Source organism: Pseudomonas capeferrum (assembly GCF_013523055.1).
GTDB classification, from domain to species: Bacteria; Pseudomonadota; Gammaproteobacteria; order Pseudomonadales; family Pseudomonadaceae; genus Aquipseudomonas; species Aquipseudomonas capeferrum_A.
Window position 1 is genome coordinate 19,243 of the sequence record NZ_JAAMQM010000036.1, and the last position, 14,035, is coordinate 33,277.

The 14,035-nt window shown below is 63.0% G+C and carries 13 protein-coding genes; 3 read left to right on the forward strand and 10 right to left on the reverse strand.

The genetic code is table 11. The features are described from left to right. Nucleotides 1-126: 126 nt before the first annotated feature. Nucleotides 127-438, forward strand: a complete 312-nt coding sequence (locus G7009_RS26580; RefSeq protein WP_181133250.1) for a hypothetical protein — start codon at nucleotides 127-129, stop codon at nucleotides 436-438. A gap of 90 nt (nucleotides 439-528) precedes the next feature. Here G7009_RS26580 and G7009_RS26585 read toward each other — a convergent pair whose 3' ends face one another. The 7 genes from G7009_RS26585 to minC all read right to left on the reverse strand — a co-directional run bounded on the left by G7009_RS26585 (nucleotide 529) and on the right by minC (nucleotide 7,363). Continuing rightward, the gene (locus G7009_RS26585; RefSeq protein ID WP_181133251.1) at nucleotides 529-2,694 is read right to left on the reverse strand and encodes a mechanosensitive ion channel family protein; all 2,166 of its coding nucleotides are present in this window, start codon (nucleotides 2,692-2,694) and stop codon (nucleotides 529-531) included. A 47-nt stretch (nucleotides 2,695-2,741) separates the two neighbouring features. Further along, the gene (locus tag G7009_RS26590) at nucleotides 2,742-2,906 is read right to left on the reverse strand and encodes a hypothetical protein (protein ID WP_181133252.1); all 165 of its coding nucleotides are present in this window, start codon (nucleotides 2,904-2,906) and stop codon (nucleotides 2,742-2,744) included. A gap of 377 nt (nucleotides 2,907-3,283) precedes the next feature. Beyond that, entirely contained in the window at nucleotides 3,284-4,573 is a 1,290-nt protein-coding gene (locus tag G7009_RS26595) for a M18 family aminopeptidase (protein ID WP_181133253.1), read from the reverse strand. 138 nt (nucleotides 4,574-4,711) lie between these two features. Then, nucleotides 4,712-5,347, reverse strand: coding sequence for an RluA family pseudouridine synthase (locus G7009_RS26600; RefSeq protein WP_181133254.1), 636 nt, complete (start codon nucleotides 5,345-5,347; stop codon nucleotides 4,712-4,714). Nucleotides 5,348-5,441: 94 nt separating this feature from the next. Beyond that, the gene (gene minE, locus G7009_RS26605) at nucleotides 5,442-5,696 is read right to left on the reverse strand and encodes a cell division topological specificity factor MinE (RefSeq protein WP_181133255.1); all 255 of its coding nucleotides are present in this window, start codon (nucleotides 5,694-5,696) and stop codon (nucleotides 5,442-5,444) included. A 3-nt stretch (nucleotides 5,697-5,699) separates the two neighbouring features. Beyond that, nucleotides 5,700-6,512 (reverse strand): septum site-determining protein MinD, encoded by an 813-nt coding sequence (minD, locus tag G7009_RS26610; protein ID WP_181133256.1) that lies wholly within the window; start codon nucleotides 6,510-6,512, stop codon nucleotides 5,700-5,702. Nucleotides 6,513-6,610: 98 nt separating this feature from the next. Beyond that, nucleotides 6,611-7,363, reverse strand: coding sequence for a septum site-determining protein MinC (minC, locus tag G7009_RS26615; protein ID WP_181133257.1), 753 nt, complete (start codon nucleotides 7,361-7,363; stop codon nucleotides 6,611-6,613). 111 nt (nucleotides 7,364-7,474) lie between these two features. Between minC and G7009_RS26620 the strand changes: the two genes are divergently transcribed. Further along, nucleotides 7,475-8,404, forward strand: coding sequence for a lipid A biosynthesis lauroyl acyltransferase (locus G7009_RS26620; RefSeq protein ID WP_181133258.1), 930 nt, complete (start codon nucleotides 7,475-7,477; stop codon nucleotides 8,402-8,404). A gap of 100 nt (nucleotides 8,405-8,504) precedes the next feature. On the opposite strand, the gene G7009_RS26625 is transcribed toward G7009_RS26620, so the two are convergent. Further along, the gene (locus G7009_RS26625; protein WP_181133262.1) at nucleotides 8,505-9,221 is read right to left on the reverse strand and encodes an MlaA family lipoprotein; all 717 of its coding nucleotides are present in this window, start codon (nucleotides 9,219-9,221) and stop codon (nucleotides 8,505-8,507) included. A gap of 235 nt (nucleotides 9,222-9,456) precedes the next feature. Then, complete coding sequence (locus G7009_RS26635) at nucleotides 9,457-10,755, reverse strand: serine/threonine protein kinase (protein ID WP_181133259.1); 1,299 nt, start codon at nucleotides 10,753-10,755, stop codon at nucleotides 9,457-9,459. A 330-nt stretch (nucleotides 10,756-11,085) separates the two neighbouring features. Between G7009_RS26635 and G7009_RS26640 the strand changes: the two genes are divergently transcribed. Then, nucleotides 11,086-11,460: a hypothetical protein gene (locus tag G7009_RS26640; protein WP_181133260.1), complete on the forward strand. Its 375-nt coding sequence runs from the start codon at nucleotides 11,086-11,088 to the stop codon at nucleotides 11,458-11,460. 717 nt (nucleotides 11,461-12,177) lie between these two features. Here the strand turns inward: G7009_RS26640 and G7009_RS26645 are convergent. Then, nucleotides 12,178-13,731: a glycoside hydrolase family 17 protein gene (locus G7009_RS26645; protein ID WP_181133261.1), complete on the reverse strand. Its 1,554-nt coding sequence runs from the start codon at nucleotides 13,729-13,731 to the stop codon at nucleotides 12,178-12,180. Between the last annotated feature and the right edge of the window lie 304 nt (nucleotides 13,732-14,035).

A 14,035-nucleotide genomic window follows, 5' to 3' on the forward strand; every position in this document is an offset into this window, starting at 1 on the left:
GATGCCGATCGGCCAAGGGAGCCCTTTCAATCTTCAAGGGAGATTTGCGGTGTTGCTGCTGGCCTCTCGCGGGGCAAGCCCGCTCACCACCTGTTAGCGGCGGCTAGCACCTTCTGGGATGAAGCAATGGCAGCGGTTAGCACCTTCTGCGATGAAGCAATGGCAGCGGCTAGCACCTTCTGCGATGAAGCAATGGCAGTGGCTAGCACCTTCTCCGATGAAGCAATGGCAGTGGCTAGCACTTTCTCCGATGAAGCAATGGCAGCAGTTAGCACCTTCTGGGATGAAGCAATGGCAGCAGTTAGCACCTTCTGGGATGAAGCAATGGCAGCGGCTAGCACCTTCTCCGATGAAGCAATGGCAGCGGCTGGCACCTTCTGCGATGAAGCAATGGCAGCAGCCAACACCTTCTCCGGTGAATCGAATGCCCGGTGGTGAGCGGGCTTGTCCCGCGAGAGGCCGGCAGCAACACCGCCGGTCTCTACCCTTGAATGCCCGGCATCGGCGCCCCTTACTGCCCCGAAGCCCTCAGGCTCCTGAGCTATCCAACGCGGTCGCCTCCCCCGAGCGCCCGCCGCCAGCGGTCACGACCTGCACCGACAGCCGCGGCGTGGCCAGATCCAGGCCGGCCTCGTCGAGCTGGCGCTTGAGCGCCAGGTTGAAGGCGCGCGACACTTCCCATTGCTTGATCGGCGCGGTCTTGAAACGTGCCCGCAGGATCGCCGAGCCCGACTCGAAGCTCTCCACCCCTTGCAGCTCGAGCGGCGACCAGATATTGCGTCGCATCAATGGATCGCTGCGCAGCTTCTGGCCAACTTCGCGGATCATGGCAATGGCCTGGTCGATGTTCATGTTGTGCGGGATGGCCACGCGGAAGATCGCGTAGCCGAACTCGCGCGAGTAGTTCTTGATGCTCTTGATTTCGCTGAACGGGATGGTGTGGACGATGCCATCGATGTCGCGCAGACGCACGGTCCGAATGGTCAGGCCTTCGACCGTGCCCAGGTGCCCGCCGACCTCGACGTAGTCATCGATGGCCAGGGAATCCTCGATGATGATGAACAGCCCGGTGATCAGGTCGGCCACCAACGACTGCGCACCGAAACCGATGGCCAGGCCGATGACACCCGCACCGGCCAGCAGCGGCGTGACGTTCATGCCCATGTTGGCCAGGGCGACGATCAGCGCGATGATGAAGATCGCCACGAACATCACGTTGCGGATCAGCGGCATCATGGTCTGTGCCCGGGCGTTGGCCATGCCCCGGCGCGAGCGCACCAGCGCGTGATGCACGGCGGTGTCGGCAAGGATCCAGACCAGCCAGGCCACGATCAGGGTCCCCGCCAGGCCGAACAGGCGCATGCTGACTTCGTGCCCGTCGCCTTCGGCGAAGCTGATCATCGACATTCCCCAGACCCGCAGACCGAGCTCGATGAACACCAGCCAGATGGCCAGATGCGCCAGTGCGTAGCCGAAATTCTTCAGCCGTTCGGCATACATCAGCTGGCGTCGATTGGCACGCTTGGGATTGGCCGCGTGACGTCGCACCAGACCGTTGAGGACCATGCACACGACCACCAGCACCGTGCACATCATTGACTGGCGCAAGGCCGTGCTGGTATCACCGGCGGAAACGAAGGTGGCGAAGAGCGAAATGCCGACCAGGACCAGCGCTGGCACGTACCAGAAACTGCCCAGCACCTCGATCGTGTCGCTCAAGGCGCGACGGGTCAGGCGCCGTGACAAAGGCTGGTTACGGATCAGGTGGGCGATGGGGCGGCGGAAGCGCAGGATGAACAGGCCCGTGAACAGCGCCGCGAGCACATTGGCCAAGGTCGCGATGGAATACGCCAGGTGAGGGCCTAGCGCGATGGTCAGGCGCGGGTCGGTCATCGCCTCGCCGAACGCTGCGAAGCTGCCGATCAGCCACAGCGGCTTGAACGCCTGGTGACGCAGGATATGCAGAGCACGGTGGCGATGCGGACCATCGAGCAGGGAGAAGGCGATCACGCAGATGGCCGAAAAACAGGTGCCCACCACCAGGGCATAGGCCAGCACCATCGCCAGGGACTTGCCCAGCGAGGAGGGCAGGGCAAAGCTCAGGTAAACCGTGAAGATCAACGCCACCAGCCAGGGCCCAAGCTTGCGCAGGGCGAAGCGCACCAGGTCCCAGGGCCGAGGATGTTGCGGCAGTTCCTCGGTGAGACCGAAGCGCACCCGGACGCGATGACCGATCCAGTCGAAGAGATAGGCCAGCAGGCTCCAGACCGCAATGACCGCGGCGAAACCGAACAGGATCGCCGGCCACTGATGGACCGGCACCATCAAGGTCATCAGCTCGTCTTTTGCCTGGTCGATCTCCAGCGACCAGCGCCTGAATGGACTGGCATCGCCACTGAACTGCTTCTCGAGGCTGTGCAGCGTGCCACCGATCAACCCCAACACCCCCTCTTCGGCGCTGGGTTGTGCCTGTTTCGAGGCATCGCGCAATTGCTTGAGGTCGGCCAGCAGCTTGGTTCGCTGTTGGTCGTTCTCCAGTGTCTTGATGACTTCGTCGAGGGACTTGCCCAGTGGCTCGGTGGATTCGGCTTGCGCCGGGGTGCTCGAGCCCAGCAGGCCTGGCAGGCCGGCAGCGTGGGCGGGCGCAATGGACAGCAACAGCAGCAGGACAAGGCAACGCAGGAAGACAGGCACCGGAAAATCAACCTCTGGTCGAACGAGTGCCGAGTGTAGAGGATTTTTCAGGCCAGTTTCTCCAGGATCTTCCAGCACATGATTCCGAATATGCTGAGCGTGCCGATCCACATCATCAGAACACCGATGTCCCGCTCGCGCAGGCTGAAGCCCACGCTCAGCATGAACAGGCCGGCGAGCACCGGGAGGAGCATGGAGTGGAAAGCGGACATGGACAGATTCCTTCTGTTGGGTGTCTACCTTGAGCATAGCGTTTGCGGGAGGGGAGGGATTGATCGAGGGCAGCGGGGGAGTGGGGTTGCTGGGGAAATCGGAAGAGATGGCATGATTCCTTCGAGCGCTTGGCGTGAAATTTTGCCGTCCTCAAGATCGAGCGCCGCTTCGCGGGACAAGCCCGCTCGCCACTGGTATGCGATGCAGCGCAGATACGCTCCAGGTGGCGAGCGGGCTTGTCCCGCGATGAGGCCAGCAGCATCAAGGAGTATCGAGAGCCGTTAGATGAACTTCAGCATACAAAAATCGAATAACTGCCCGGCTGACTGGTATTGGGGCTCAGGCTCAGGTTATACGCCGAGGCCATCCCACCCGCTCAAGGCAACTCGCGCATCCGGTAGAACGCCGTCAACACCTTCACCAGATGCGCCAGGTCGTGGCTGCCGCACAACTCCCGAATCGAATGCATGGCAAAGGTCGGCAGGCCGATGTCGACAGTACGCACGCCAAGATGACCGGCCATGATCGGCCCTATGGTCGAACCGCACCCCATGTCGCTGCGCACCACGAAGCTCTGCACCGGCACTTCCTCGGCCATGCACAAGTGACGGAAGAACCCGGCCGTTTCGCTGTTGGTCGCATAGCGCTGGTTGTTGTTGACCTTGATCACCGGCCCGGCGTTGAGCTTCGGACCATGGTTGCCGTCATGACGATCGGCATAGTTGGGATGCACGCCGTGGGCGTTGTCGGCCGAGATCAGCAGGGAGCGCTGGATGGTGCGAACATAGTCGTCACCGTCCGGCAGCAGGCGCTTGAGCGTCTGCTCCAGCATCGGACCATCGGCACCACAGGCCGAGCAGGATCCGACTTCCTCATGGTCGGTACAGACCAGCATGCAGGTTTCTTCGCTGTCGGCATTGATCAGAGACTGCAGACCGGCATAGCACGACAGAAGGTTGTCCAGGCGGGCACCGGCGATGAAGTCGCCGTTGAGCCCGATCAGGGCAGCCTCCTGGGTGTCGTAGAAGCTCAGCTCGTAATCGAGCACCACATCGGCGTTGAGCTCATGCTCGCGGGCCAGTTGCTCGGTCAGCAGGGCGCGGAAGTCGACCCGCTCGTCACCGGCCACCTGGGCGAGGATGGGCGGTAGCTCGTTCTGCGGGTTGATCGCCCAGCCTTCGTTGGCCTGGCGATTGAGGTGGATGGCCAGGTTGGGAATCACGGCGATCGGCAGCTTGAAATCCACCAGCTGGCTTTCCACCTTGCCGTCCCGGCGGAACGTCACCCGACCGGCCAGGGACAGGTCACGGTCGAACCATGGCGCGAGCAGCGCACCGCCATAGACCTCCACGCCCAGTTGCAGGAAGCCGTGACGCTGCAGCTCGGGTTGCGGCTTCACGCGCAGGCATGGGCTGTCTGTGTGCGCGCCGACCAGCCGGATACCGTCGAGCAGCGGCGACTGCCTGCCGAGCTTGAAGGCGATGATCGAGGAGTCGTTGCGCGTCAGGTAGTAACGACCACCGGGGGTCGTGGTCCAGCTGTCGCGCTCGTCCAGACGCTGGAAGCCCGCGGCCTCGAGGCGCTGAGCCAAGCTGGCGGTGGCATGGAACGGCGTCGGGGACGCCTTGAGGAAATCGATCAGGCCTTGGTTCAGGGCATCGCGCATCAAAACACTCCGACAACAGATACAAGCTTCAAGCCCGCAAGCTTCACGCTTCGCGCCGCAAGTTTCAAGCGACACGCTGCAGACAGGTACCAGGAACATCCTGGACCGGTTGTGTCCCTGCCGCTACCCCTTCACGCTTCAGAACGGCGCTGGGCACTCGAAGCGCAGGGACTGGCCCGTGACCGGATGGGTGAACGCCAGCATGCTCGCATGCAGGCAGAGCCGCTCATGGGCCGCCAGGGCCTCGGGATTCGCATACAGCCGGTCACCGAGCAAGGGATGCCCGATGGACAGCATATGCACGCGCAACTGGTGCGAGCGTCCGGTGATCGGCGTCAGTTCCACGCGGCAGTGATCGCCACGACGCTCGAGAATCCGCCAGAAGGTCAGGGCGTGCTTGCCGTGTTCGTGGTCCACCACATGGCGCGGCTTGGTCGGCGGGTCATAGCGCAGGGGCAGATCGATGCTGCCGCTGTCCAGCGCAGGCTGGCCCCAGCACAGGGCGGTGTAGGCTTTCTCGGTTTCCCGGTCATGGAACTGACGGGACAACTCGCGGTGACTGGCGGCATCACGGGCCAGCAGGATGATGCCCGAGGTCTCCCAGTCCAGGCGATGAACGATGAGCGCGTCGGGGTAGCCGTTTTCCTGCAGTCGAGTGATCAGGCAGTCCTTGTTGTCCTCGGCGCGGCCTGGCACCGACAGCAGCAAGGTCGGCTTGTTGACCACCAGGATGGCGGCATCTTCATGAAGAATCTGGGTATTGGACAGCGGCATTGCATGTTCTCTGCAAACGCCAACGGCGACGGACGGTACCGGCAATGCACTGCCGGCCCGACCGTCGCCGTGGCGGGTGACCCGAAGGCTGTGATCAGCGATCGGGCAGGGTGATGTTCAGTTCCAGGATCGAGCAACTGCCCTGGTTTTCCAGAGCGACCTGCACATCATCGTTGCCGATGTTGACATACTTGCGGATCACCTCGACCAGTTCCTTCTGCAGGGCGGGCAAGTAGTCCGGGGTACCGCGTTGGCCGCGTTCGTGCGCCACGATGATCTGTAGACGCTCTTTCGCGACGGACGCGCTGCTCTGTTTCTTGTTGGCACGAAAGAAGTCAAAAAGGTTCATGGTTCAATTCCCTCCAAACAGGCGCTCGAAGAATCCCTTCTTCTTGACGTCGAGGAACCGGTGCTCCTTGGTCTTGCCGAGCAAACGGTCAACGGTATCGCTGTAGGCCTGACCAGCGTCGCTCTGGTCGTCGAGGATGACCGGCACGCCCTGGTTGGACGCCTTGAGCACGGCTTGCGACTCCGGGATCACGCCTAGCAGCGAGACCGCGAGAATCTCCTTCACGTCCTCGACACCCAGCATTTCGCCATTGACGACGCGCTCAGGGTTGTAGCGGGTGATCAGCAGGTGTTCCTTGATCGGATCTTCGTTGTTCTCGGCACGACGCGACTTGCTCGCCAGCAGGCCGAGCATACGGTCCGAGTCACGTACCGAGGACACTTCCGGGTTGGTCACGACGATCGCCTCGTCGGCGAAGTACATGGCCAGGTGGGCGCCTTTCTCGATACCGGCCGGCGAGTCGCAGACCACGTAGTCGAAGGTTTCCTTCAGCTCCATCAGGACTTTCTCGACGCCTTTCTGGGTCAGCGCGTCCTTGTCGCGGGTCTGGCTGGCGGCCAGGACGAACAGGTTCTCGAGACGCTTGTCCTTGATCAGGGCCTGTTGCAGGTTGGCTTCGCCGTTGACCACGTTGACGAAGTCGTACACCACGCGGCGTTCGCAGCCCATGATCAGGTCGAGGTTACGCAGGCCGACGTCGAAGTCGACGATGACAGTTTTGTGGCCGCGCAACGCGAGGCCGGTACCGATGGCGGCGCTGGTGGTGGTTTTGCCCACACCCCCTTTGCCGGAAGTAACCACGAGAATCTTGGCCAAGGTGTTTCACCCCTAGGTAAAAGGACATTAAGTCCCGGCAAATACAATAAAAACGGCAACATAGTAAAAAGTTGCGCGGAAAATGGCGGCAGTATCCGTTAAAGACGGGTGATGTTCAACACATCGCCGGACAGGCTGACCTGTACCCCGGACCCCCAGAGCGGGTCGCGACGCAGGTCCTCGCAGACCTTGTACTGCCCAGCGATCGAGACCATTTCGGCCATCATCTGCTGGCAGAAGATGCGGGCCCGGGTGTTGCCCTTGATACCCGCCAGCGCACGTCCGCGCATTGCGCCGTACACATGGATGTTGCCATCGGCCAGAAGTTCCGCACCCTGGCTGACGGAGGACACCACCACCAGGTCTCCCCCTTGAGCATAGATCTGCTGGCCGCTGCGCACCGGCGAAGTGATGATGCGCGTAGGCTTTATTTCCGGCTCGGGGGGCGGGGCGGGGGCTGGCTCGGGTTTGCGCACTTCGGGTTCGGGTTCCAGCGGCCGCTCGCGGGCACCGGAAGGCGGCAGCACCGGCAGGTCGATGGCGATCGCCGCGGCGATGTCCTCGATCCGGTTGGCGCGAATCGCCAGGGTACGCAGACCATGGTGTCGGCAGATGCGCATCAGCCCGGGCAGGTCGATGGCGCCACTGCCGGCCGGGAGCTTGTCCAGCGCAAGCACTAGCGGTGTGTTGCTGAAAAAGTTGGGTGCCTGGGCGACCTTGGCCGCCAACTGACGGTCGAGGCCGTCGAGGTCGTTCTGGGCCAGTTCCAGCACAGTGATGGCAAGCATGCTGCCCTTGAGCTGGAACACGGGTACGGGGTCGGGTGTCTGGTTGAGGCTCATGGTCTGCATAGACGGCTTGTTACGAAAAAAGTGCCCTGACTTATAACGAGAACGCCGGTTAGCCGCAACCCGAGCCGAACCGATGTAGAATGCTCGGCCCACGTCTTTCCGGAAGCTTCAATGGATCGCCCGCGTTTTCGTCGCTATTTCCTGCACCCGCGTTTCTGGGGGCTGTGGCTCGGCCTCGGCCTGCTCTGGCTGGTGGTGCAGTTGCCCTACCGTGCCTTGCTATGGCTCGGCCGCGTCCTCGGCGCGCTGATGTATCGGGTCGCCGGCGAGCGTCGGCGGATCGCCGCGCGCAACCTGGAGCTGTGCTTTCCCGAAAAGTCCTGCGACGAACGGCGGCGGTTATTGAAGGAAAACTTCGCCTCGACCGGCATCGCTTTCTTCGAAATGGCCATGAGCTGGTGGTGGCCGCGCGCCAGGTTGGCGCGACTGGCGCACATCGAAGGCCTCGAGCATTTGCAGGCGGCCCAGCGCGACGGGCAGGGCGCGATCCTCATGGCGGTGCACTTCACGACCCTGGAAGTCGGCGCGGCGCTGCTGGGCCAGGTCCAGACCATCGACGGCATGTATCGCGAGCATGGCAATCCGGTGTTCGACTTCATCCAGCGCTGCGGTCGGGAACGGCATAACCTCGATTCCCTGGCCGTGGAGCGCGATGACGTGCGCGGCATGCTCAAGCTGCTGCGCGCGGGCCGCGCCATCTGGTATGCGCCTGACCAGGACTATGGCGCCAAGCAGAGTGTGTTCGTCCCGTTGTTCGGCATCCCCGCCGCCACGGTGACCGCGACCACCAAGTTCGCCCGCCTCGGGCGTGCCCGGGTCATCCCCTTCACCCAGCGACGCCTGGAGGACGGCAGTGGCTACCGTCTGGTGGTCCACCCGCCGCTGGCGGACTTCCCCGGGGAGAGCGAGGAGGCCGACTGCCTGCGCATCAACCAGTGGGTCGAAGGCGTTCTGCGCGAATGCCCCGAGCAATACCTGTGGGCACACCGGCGTTTCAAGTCCCGACCGCCCGGTGCGCCGAGGCTGTATCCGAAGAAGTAAAAGGGCTGAGGGTGTACGCCCGGCGGTCGTCTTGTGGCTCTGTCTCCATGAGCCGCGGCGCCTGGCGAGCATTGCTGCCGCGCCCGCGCCGCGTTATCGCTTATTCGGCGATCTGCAGTTTGCGTGCCTGGGTATACACGTAGCGCACCTTCTCGTATTCGAACGGCGAGTTGAGCTGGCCGTAGCGGAAGCTGGTGGTGTAGCGCTTGTCTACCGCGCGCAACGCGAAAATTTCCGGATGGTCGCTGCTGGCTTCCGCGATGCCGAGGAAGTTGGCTTCCTTCTCGCCCAGGTAGTCAACCAACAGACCGCCGGTATCGCGCAGGTTGGATGGGCCGAAGATCGGCAGCACCAGGTAAGGGCCGTCCGCGACACCATAGAAGCCCAATGTCTGGCCGAAGTCCTCGCTTTGCCGAGGCAGCCCCATCGCGGTCGCGGGGTCCCACAGGCCGCCGACGCCGATGAGGGTATTGAACATCAGCCGCGCGGTGATTTCCGCCGAGCGTTTGGGCTTGAGCTGCAGCACGCTGTTGAACAGGCTCGGTACATCGGCCAGGTTGTTGAAGAAGTTGGTCACGCCGGTGCGCACGAAATGCGGTGTGATGTAGCGATAGCCGTCCACCACCGGCAGGAACACCCACTGGTCGAACCGGTAGTTGAAGTGGTAGACGCGACGGTTGATCGATTCCAGCGGGTCATAGACATTCAGCGCCGTGAACGTTGATCGCTCGAACTCGCGCTGGTCCAGGCCCGGATTGAAATTGAGCTCACGCAAGGGCTCGGTGAAGCCGTCCGGATCCATCGTGGGGATACCCATGACATCGGCCTCGATCACACTGGCGCGTGGGGCGGTCTCGGCGGCCGTGGCATCGGCACCGATCACGCTTGCGCGTGGCGCGGTCTCGGTAGACGCGGCATCGGTCTCGTTTGCGCTCGCGTTTGGCGCGGTCTCGGCAGCTGCGGGATCGGCCTTGATCACGCTCGCGCGCGGCGCGGTCTCGGCAGCCATGGCATTGCCGGCGCACAACAGGGCAGTAACGAACAGCACTTTCTTAACCACGGAAGAACTCCAGCATGGCGTCGCTGTTGACGCGGTAGTTGAGGTTGCCGCAATGGCCGCCATGGGGGTAGAGCGTCAGGCGATCGCCGAAGACCTTGCGCAGGAAACCGATATCGCCGGGGCCGAGGATGACATCGTCGGCGTTGTGCATGACGGCGATCTTCGGGCTGTCGCGCAGGTAGTCTTCCAGGGCGTACAGGCTGACCTGGTCGATCAGTTGCAACAGGCTGCCGCCATCGGAGCGCGCGCGCCACATGGGGATCACCTGCTCGGTCAGGTAGCAATCGAAATCGCATTGCAAGGCGCGCTTGAAGAAGGGCGTCAGGCTGCTGCCTTCGGTGATCGGATACTTCGGCGGGATGATCAGGCCGCGGCGGTTGATCAGGTCCGAGGTAAAGGCGATATCGGCCGCGGAGAAGCGGAACGAGGTGCCGATCAGCATGGCCATCTGTTCGTTGGACAAGTGCTGGCGCGACTGCTGGAAATCGTAGAGCAGGGCCTCGTTGAGGTCGACGTAGCCCTTCTGCTGGAAGTACAGCGTCAGCTTGTGCAGGACCAGTTCATAGAACGTGGTGTTGCTGGTGATGCCCTTGACCTGGGTCTGTACCAGCTTGTCCAGGTTGCTGACCGAGGTGTAGAGGTTGACCGGCGGGTTGAGCAGCAGCACGCGCTTGAAATTGAAACTGCGGCGCGTCTCGTCCAGGTGGCTGACGAACGCCGCGTCGAGGGCGCCCAGGCTGTAGCCGCTGAGATAGAAGTCGCTGATCGGCAGGCGTGGGTGCTGGGCGCGTACGGCCTGCATCACCCGGTACATGTCTTCGGCGTCTTCCTGGCTGACCCCAGGCGTGGCGAAGCGCGAGGCGGCACTGATGAAGTCCCAGCTGGTGGGCGACGACAGCTGCACGACATGATAGCCAGCCTGGTAGAAGAGCTTCTTCAGGTACTCGTTGATGCTGCTGTTGTAGGGCGCCCCAGTGCCTGCGATGAGGAAGATCAGCGGCGCCTTGTGGTCTTGGGTGGCCATGCGGTACCTGAGCTTCTTCACCGGCCAGAAATTGTCCGGCAGGGTGAAGGCGCGTTCGGGGCGCAGGTTGAGACTGTAGTCGTCCTGGTCGATGTCTTCGTCGCTGGGCAGGGTAGGGCGCTGCTCCGGCGGCGTAGTGGCGATGGTTGCCTCGAACGGATTGGTCAGGGGATAGCCATAGGTGGCCGCGTCGATATCCTGCGCTGACGCAACAGCACCCACGAGCAGTCCGCCGAGCAGGGCAGTGAGACGCAAAGATCGAAGCATGGAATTCCCCTAAAAGAACGACAATAACGCTATACGCAGGCTAAGACTGTCGGTGATCGCGCAAAGTTGCCGGGCGTGCGACCATTTATTGCGCCAAATGATGCTGCGTGCGGATCAGGCCAGGCAAGCCGGTGCCTTGGCGGTATGCGACCTTCGTCACAATCGGCGTAATTGCCGTGTGCGAGCTTTGTCATGCCCGCAGGGATTGCCGTGTGTGACCTTTGTCATGGTGGGATCGCCTTATTCGAGCTTCTTCACAATCGCTGCAATTGCCTTGTGCGGTTGTAGCGGGCGATTATGCGGAGCGTGTTTTCCATTTTCGAGCAGCTTATGAACCGTACGTTACCCTTGATCGCGCTGGTGATCTTCCTGTCGCTGTGGCTGGCGGCCAGTTATGGCGTGCGTTATGGGCTGATGGAGGACAGCCAGTGGGTCGGGTTGTGTAGCGGGCAGGCGCAGCTGTGGCAGTGCCAGGTTCGATCGCTGCTGGGGTTGGCGATACATTTCGGCGTGATCGCCTGGAGCGCGCTGGTGCTGGCGGTGCTGGCGCAGGTATTGCCAGGTCGCGCAGGGTGGCGGGTAGCCGTTGCGGCATTGGTTATCGGGGTGCCGGCACTGGTGTTGTATACCGCGAGTACCGCGGTGTTTGCCGTGGTGCTGGCGGGGCTGCGATTGGTTCGCAAGGGGCTGGTAGAAGAGCAGTAAATGAAAAAACGGTGTGGTGTTGGGATACCGCCACCATCGTGTTGCATGAAAATTGCGTTGCCAGGCGAGTCCTGCGGCCTCGCCTGGCAATGCGTTTGCGCTCGCACCGCCTGTGACCATGGGTACCAAAAGCGCTGGCTTATCTGGACCAGCCCGCTCGCCACTGAAACCACCACGCCCCGGTGGCGAGCGGGCTTGCCCCGCGATCGAGGCCGCAGGACTCGCCTGGCAATGCGTTTGCGCTCACACCGCCTGGGATCATGGGTACCAAAAGCGCTGGCTTATCTGGACCAGCCCGCTCGCCACTGAAACCACCACGCCCTGGTGGCGAGCGGGCTTGCCCCGCGATCGAGGCCGTAGGACTCGCCTGGCAATGCGTTTGCGCTCACACCGCCTGTGACCATGGGTACCAAAAGCGCCTGGCCGATCAGGGACCAGCCCGCTCGCCACTGAAACCACCACGCCCCGGTGGCGAGCGGGCTTGCCCCGCGATCGAGGCCGCAGGACTCGCCTGGCAATGCGTTTGTGCTCACACCGCCATGGGATCATGGGTACCAAAAGCGCTGGCTTATCTGGACCAGCCCGCTCGCCACTGAAACCACCTGGCCCCGGTGGCGAGCGGGCTTGCCCCGCGATCGAGGGCGCAGGACTCGCCTGGCAATGCGTTTGCGCTCGCACCGCCTGTGACCATGGGTACCAAAAGCGCCCCGGCCTATCTCATGCCACCCGCACCCTCAACCCCCGCCACAGCGCCGCTACCATCACCACACACACCACCGCCCAGCTCCACGCCTGCGGATTGCTCAACCCTTCCCGAACCAGCTGCGGCACGATCCCCAGGCCGACGATGAACGCCAGCAGACCGATCTCCGCCCTCGGTCCGGCAACAGGCCGCGCCAGGTACACCAACCCCGGCAGCACCAGCGCCGCCGTGGGGAAGCTGCGATAGCGCGGATCGAAGACCATCGCCAGCATGCTCACCGCCGCCACGAAACCCGCCGCCAGCAGCAACCACCCAGCCCGCGCCTCCAGCCAGGCGAACAACCGCTCCCGCCAACCCGTTCGCGCGCTCAAGGCCAGCACGCCATGTATCAGCACCAACAGGTTGAGCCCCGTCAACAGCACGGCCCACAGCCATTCCCCAGGGAACCGGGCATTGGTGCGCATCAACTCGCCCCAGGATCCCAGGCATGCAGCGCCCAAGGCCGCCAACAGCGGCAGCAGCAGAGCGGCGCGTCGATCGGTGACCCGCCCGCCCAGCATCAACGCCGCCGCGAACAGGATCACGCTGGCCAGCCACCACTGCGGCCAAAGCGGCAGATTGCTCACCGGCCCTTCGAGAACGCCCTTATCCTGACGATCCGCGTCAAACAACCCCCAATACCCGCCGACAGCCCCTTCACTGGCGCGTTTCCACGGTTGGTCGAAGGCTTCGATCAGGTTGTACCGCCAGCCATGGGATTCGGCCAACGCCACGAAACCCCGCACGAACCGGGCCTCGTTCACCCGGCTCGGCTCGGCCGTCTCGCGCTGGCGACCTTCGCTGGGCCAACCCGTCTCGCCGATCAGGATGTCCTTGGGCGCGAAGCGCTTGCCGAACACCTCGCGCACCTCGGCGACATGGGCCAGGGCATCATCGATGCCGCTCGGATCATCCTCCCAGTAAGGCAGCAGGTGAATGGTCAAAAAGTCCACCGCCGGCGCGATCTGCGGATGCTCCAGCCAGAACTCCCAGACATCGGCGTAGGTGACAGGGACCTGCACCTGGCCCTTGACCCGGCGAATCAGCTCGGCCAGCCGCTCGCCGGTGATCTCCTTGCGCAGCAGGGTTTCGTTGCCGACGATCACCGCCGTGACCACGTCCGGGTTGGCATTGGCCGCGGCGATCAGGGCATCGACCTCCTTGTCGGTGTCTTCCGGATTGGCGTTGACCCAGGCTCCGAGCATGACCTTCAATCCGTGCTTGCGCGCGATCGCGGGAATAGCTTCAAGGCCGGTCATGGAATAGGTACGAATGCACTGGAATCGCTCGGCGAGCAAGGCCAGGTCGGCGTCCATGCGCGCCGGTCGCAGCTTGAAGGGTTGGTCGAACGGCGACTGGTCCTTGTCGAACGGCGTATAGGACGCGCACTGCAATTTATGCGTGGCGCTGGCCGCGTCCGGCAGGTGGACCGGCTTGCCGAGCCCGTACCAGAATCCTCCCAGGCCCAAGAGAGCGAGCAGACAGGCAAACAGGTAGAACGGCAAGACAAGGCGGGTGGGGCTGGGCATGTGGGCGATCCATCGGCGGGCAAGAAGCGCTAGTGGCCTGTACGGTTGATTCGATCACTCGGTTTCGAGGGCCAGACTGACGCGTCGCAGTCCCGCTACGGTGAGCGATGACCACGCAGCTTGGCAGGCCCCGCCGCCGAAATCGAGTGCAAAAATCAGCCACACAGGCTAATGCCAGTCAGTTAAGCCCCACAATCTGCAATTGGGGCTGCTTCGCACCCCTTCGCGGGCAAGCCCGCTCCCACAAGAAGTGCGCAGTTCCTGAATTCAGCGCTCAACTTGTGGGAGCGGGCTTGCCCGCGAA

What these genes read in the sequence shown, in the direction of transcription:
- G7009_RS26580 (WP_181133250.1), top strand. Translation starts at nt 127, where the DNA reads ATGGCAGCGGTTAGCACCTTCTGCGATGAAGCAATGGCAGCGGCTAGC.
- G7009_RS26590 (WP_181133252.1), bottom strand. Translation starts at nt 2,906, where the DNA reads ATGTCCGCTTTCCACTCCATGCTCCTCCCGGTGCTCGCCGGCCTGTTC.
- G7009_RS26595 (WP_181133253.1), bottom strand. Translation starts at nt 4,573, where the DNA reads ATGCGCGATGCCCTGAACCAAGGCCTGATCGATTTCCTCAAGGCGTCC.
- G7009_RS26600 (WP_181133254.1), bottom strand. Translation starts at nt 5,347, where the DNA reads ATGCCGCTGTCCAATACCCAGATTCTTCATGAAGATGCCGCCATCCTG.
- minE (WP_181133255.1), bottom strand. Translation starts at nt 5,696, where the DNA reads ATGAACCTTTTTGACTTCTTTCGTGCCAACAAGAAACAGAGCAGCGCG.
- minC (WP_181133257.1), bottom strand. Translation starts at nt 7,363, where the DNA reads ATGCAGACCATGAGCCTCAACCAGACACCCGACCCCGTACCCGTGTTC.
- G7009_RS26620 (WP_181133258.1), top strand. Translation starts at nt 7,475, where the DNA reads ATGGATCGCCCGCGTTTTCGTCGCTATTTCCTGCACCCGCGTTTCTGG.
- G7009_RS26625 (WP_181133262.1), bottom strand. Translation starts at nt 9,221, where the DNA reads ATGGGTATCCCCACGATGGATCCGGACGGCTTCACCGAGCCCTTGCGT.
- G7009_RS26635 (WP_181133259.1), bottom strand. Translation starts at nt 10,755, where the DNA reads ATGCTTCGATCTTTGCGTCTCACTGCCCTGCTCGGCGGACTGCTCGTG.
- G7009_RS26640 (WP_181133260.1), top strand. Translation starts at nt 11,086, where the DNA reads ATGAACCGTACGTTACCCTTGATCGCGCTGGTGATCTTCCTGTCGCTG.
- G7009_RS26645 (WP_181133261.1), bottom strand. Translation starts at nt 13,731, where the DNA reads ATGCCCAGCCCCACCCGCCTTGTCTTGCCGTTCTACCTGTTTGCCTGT.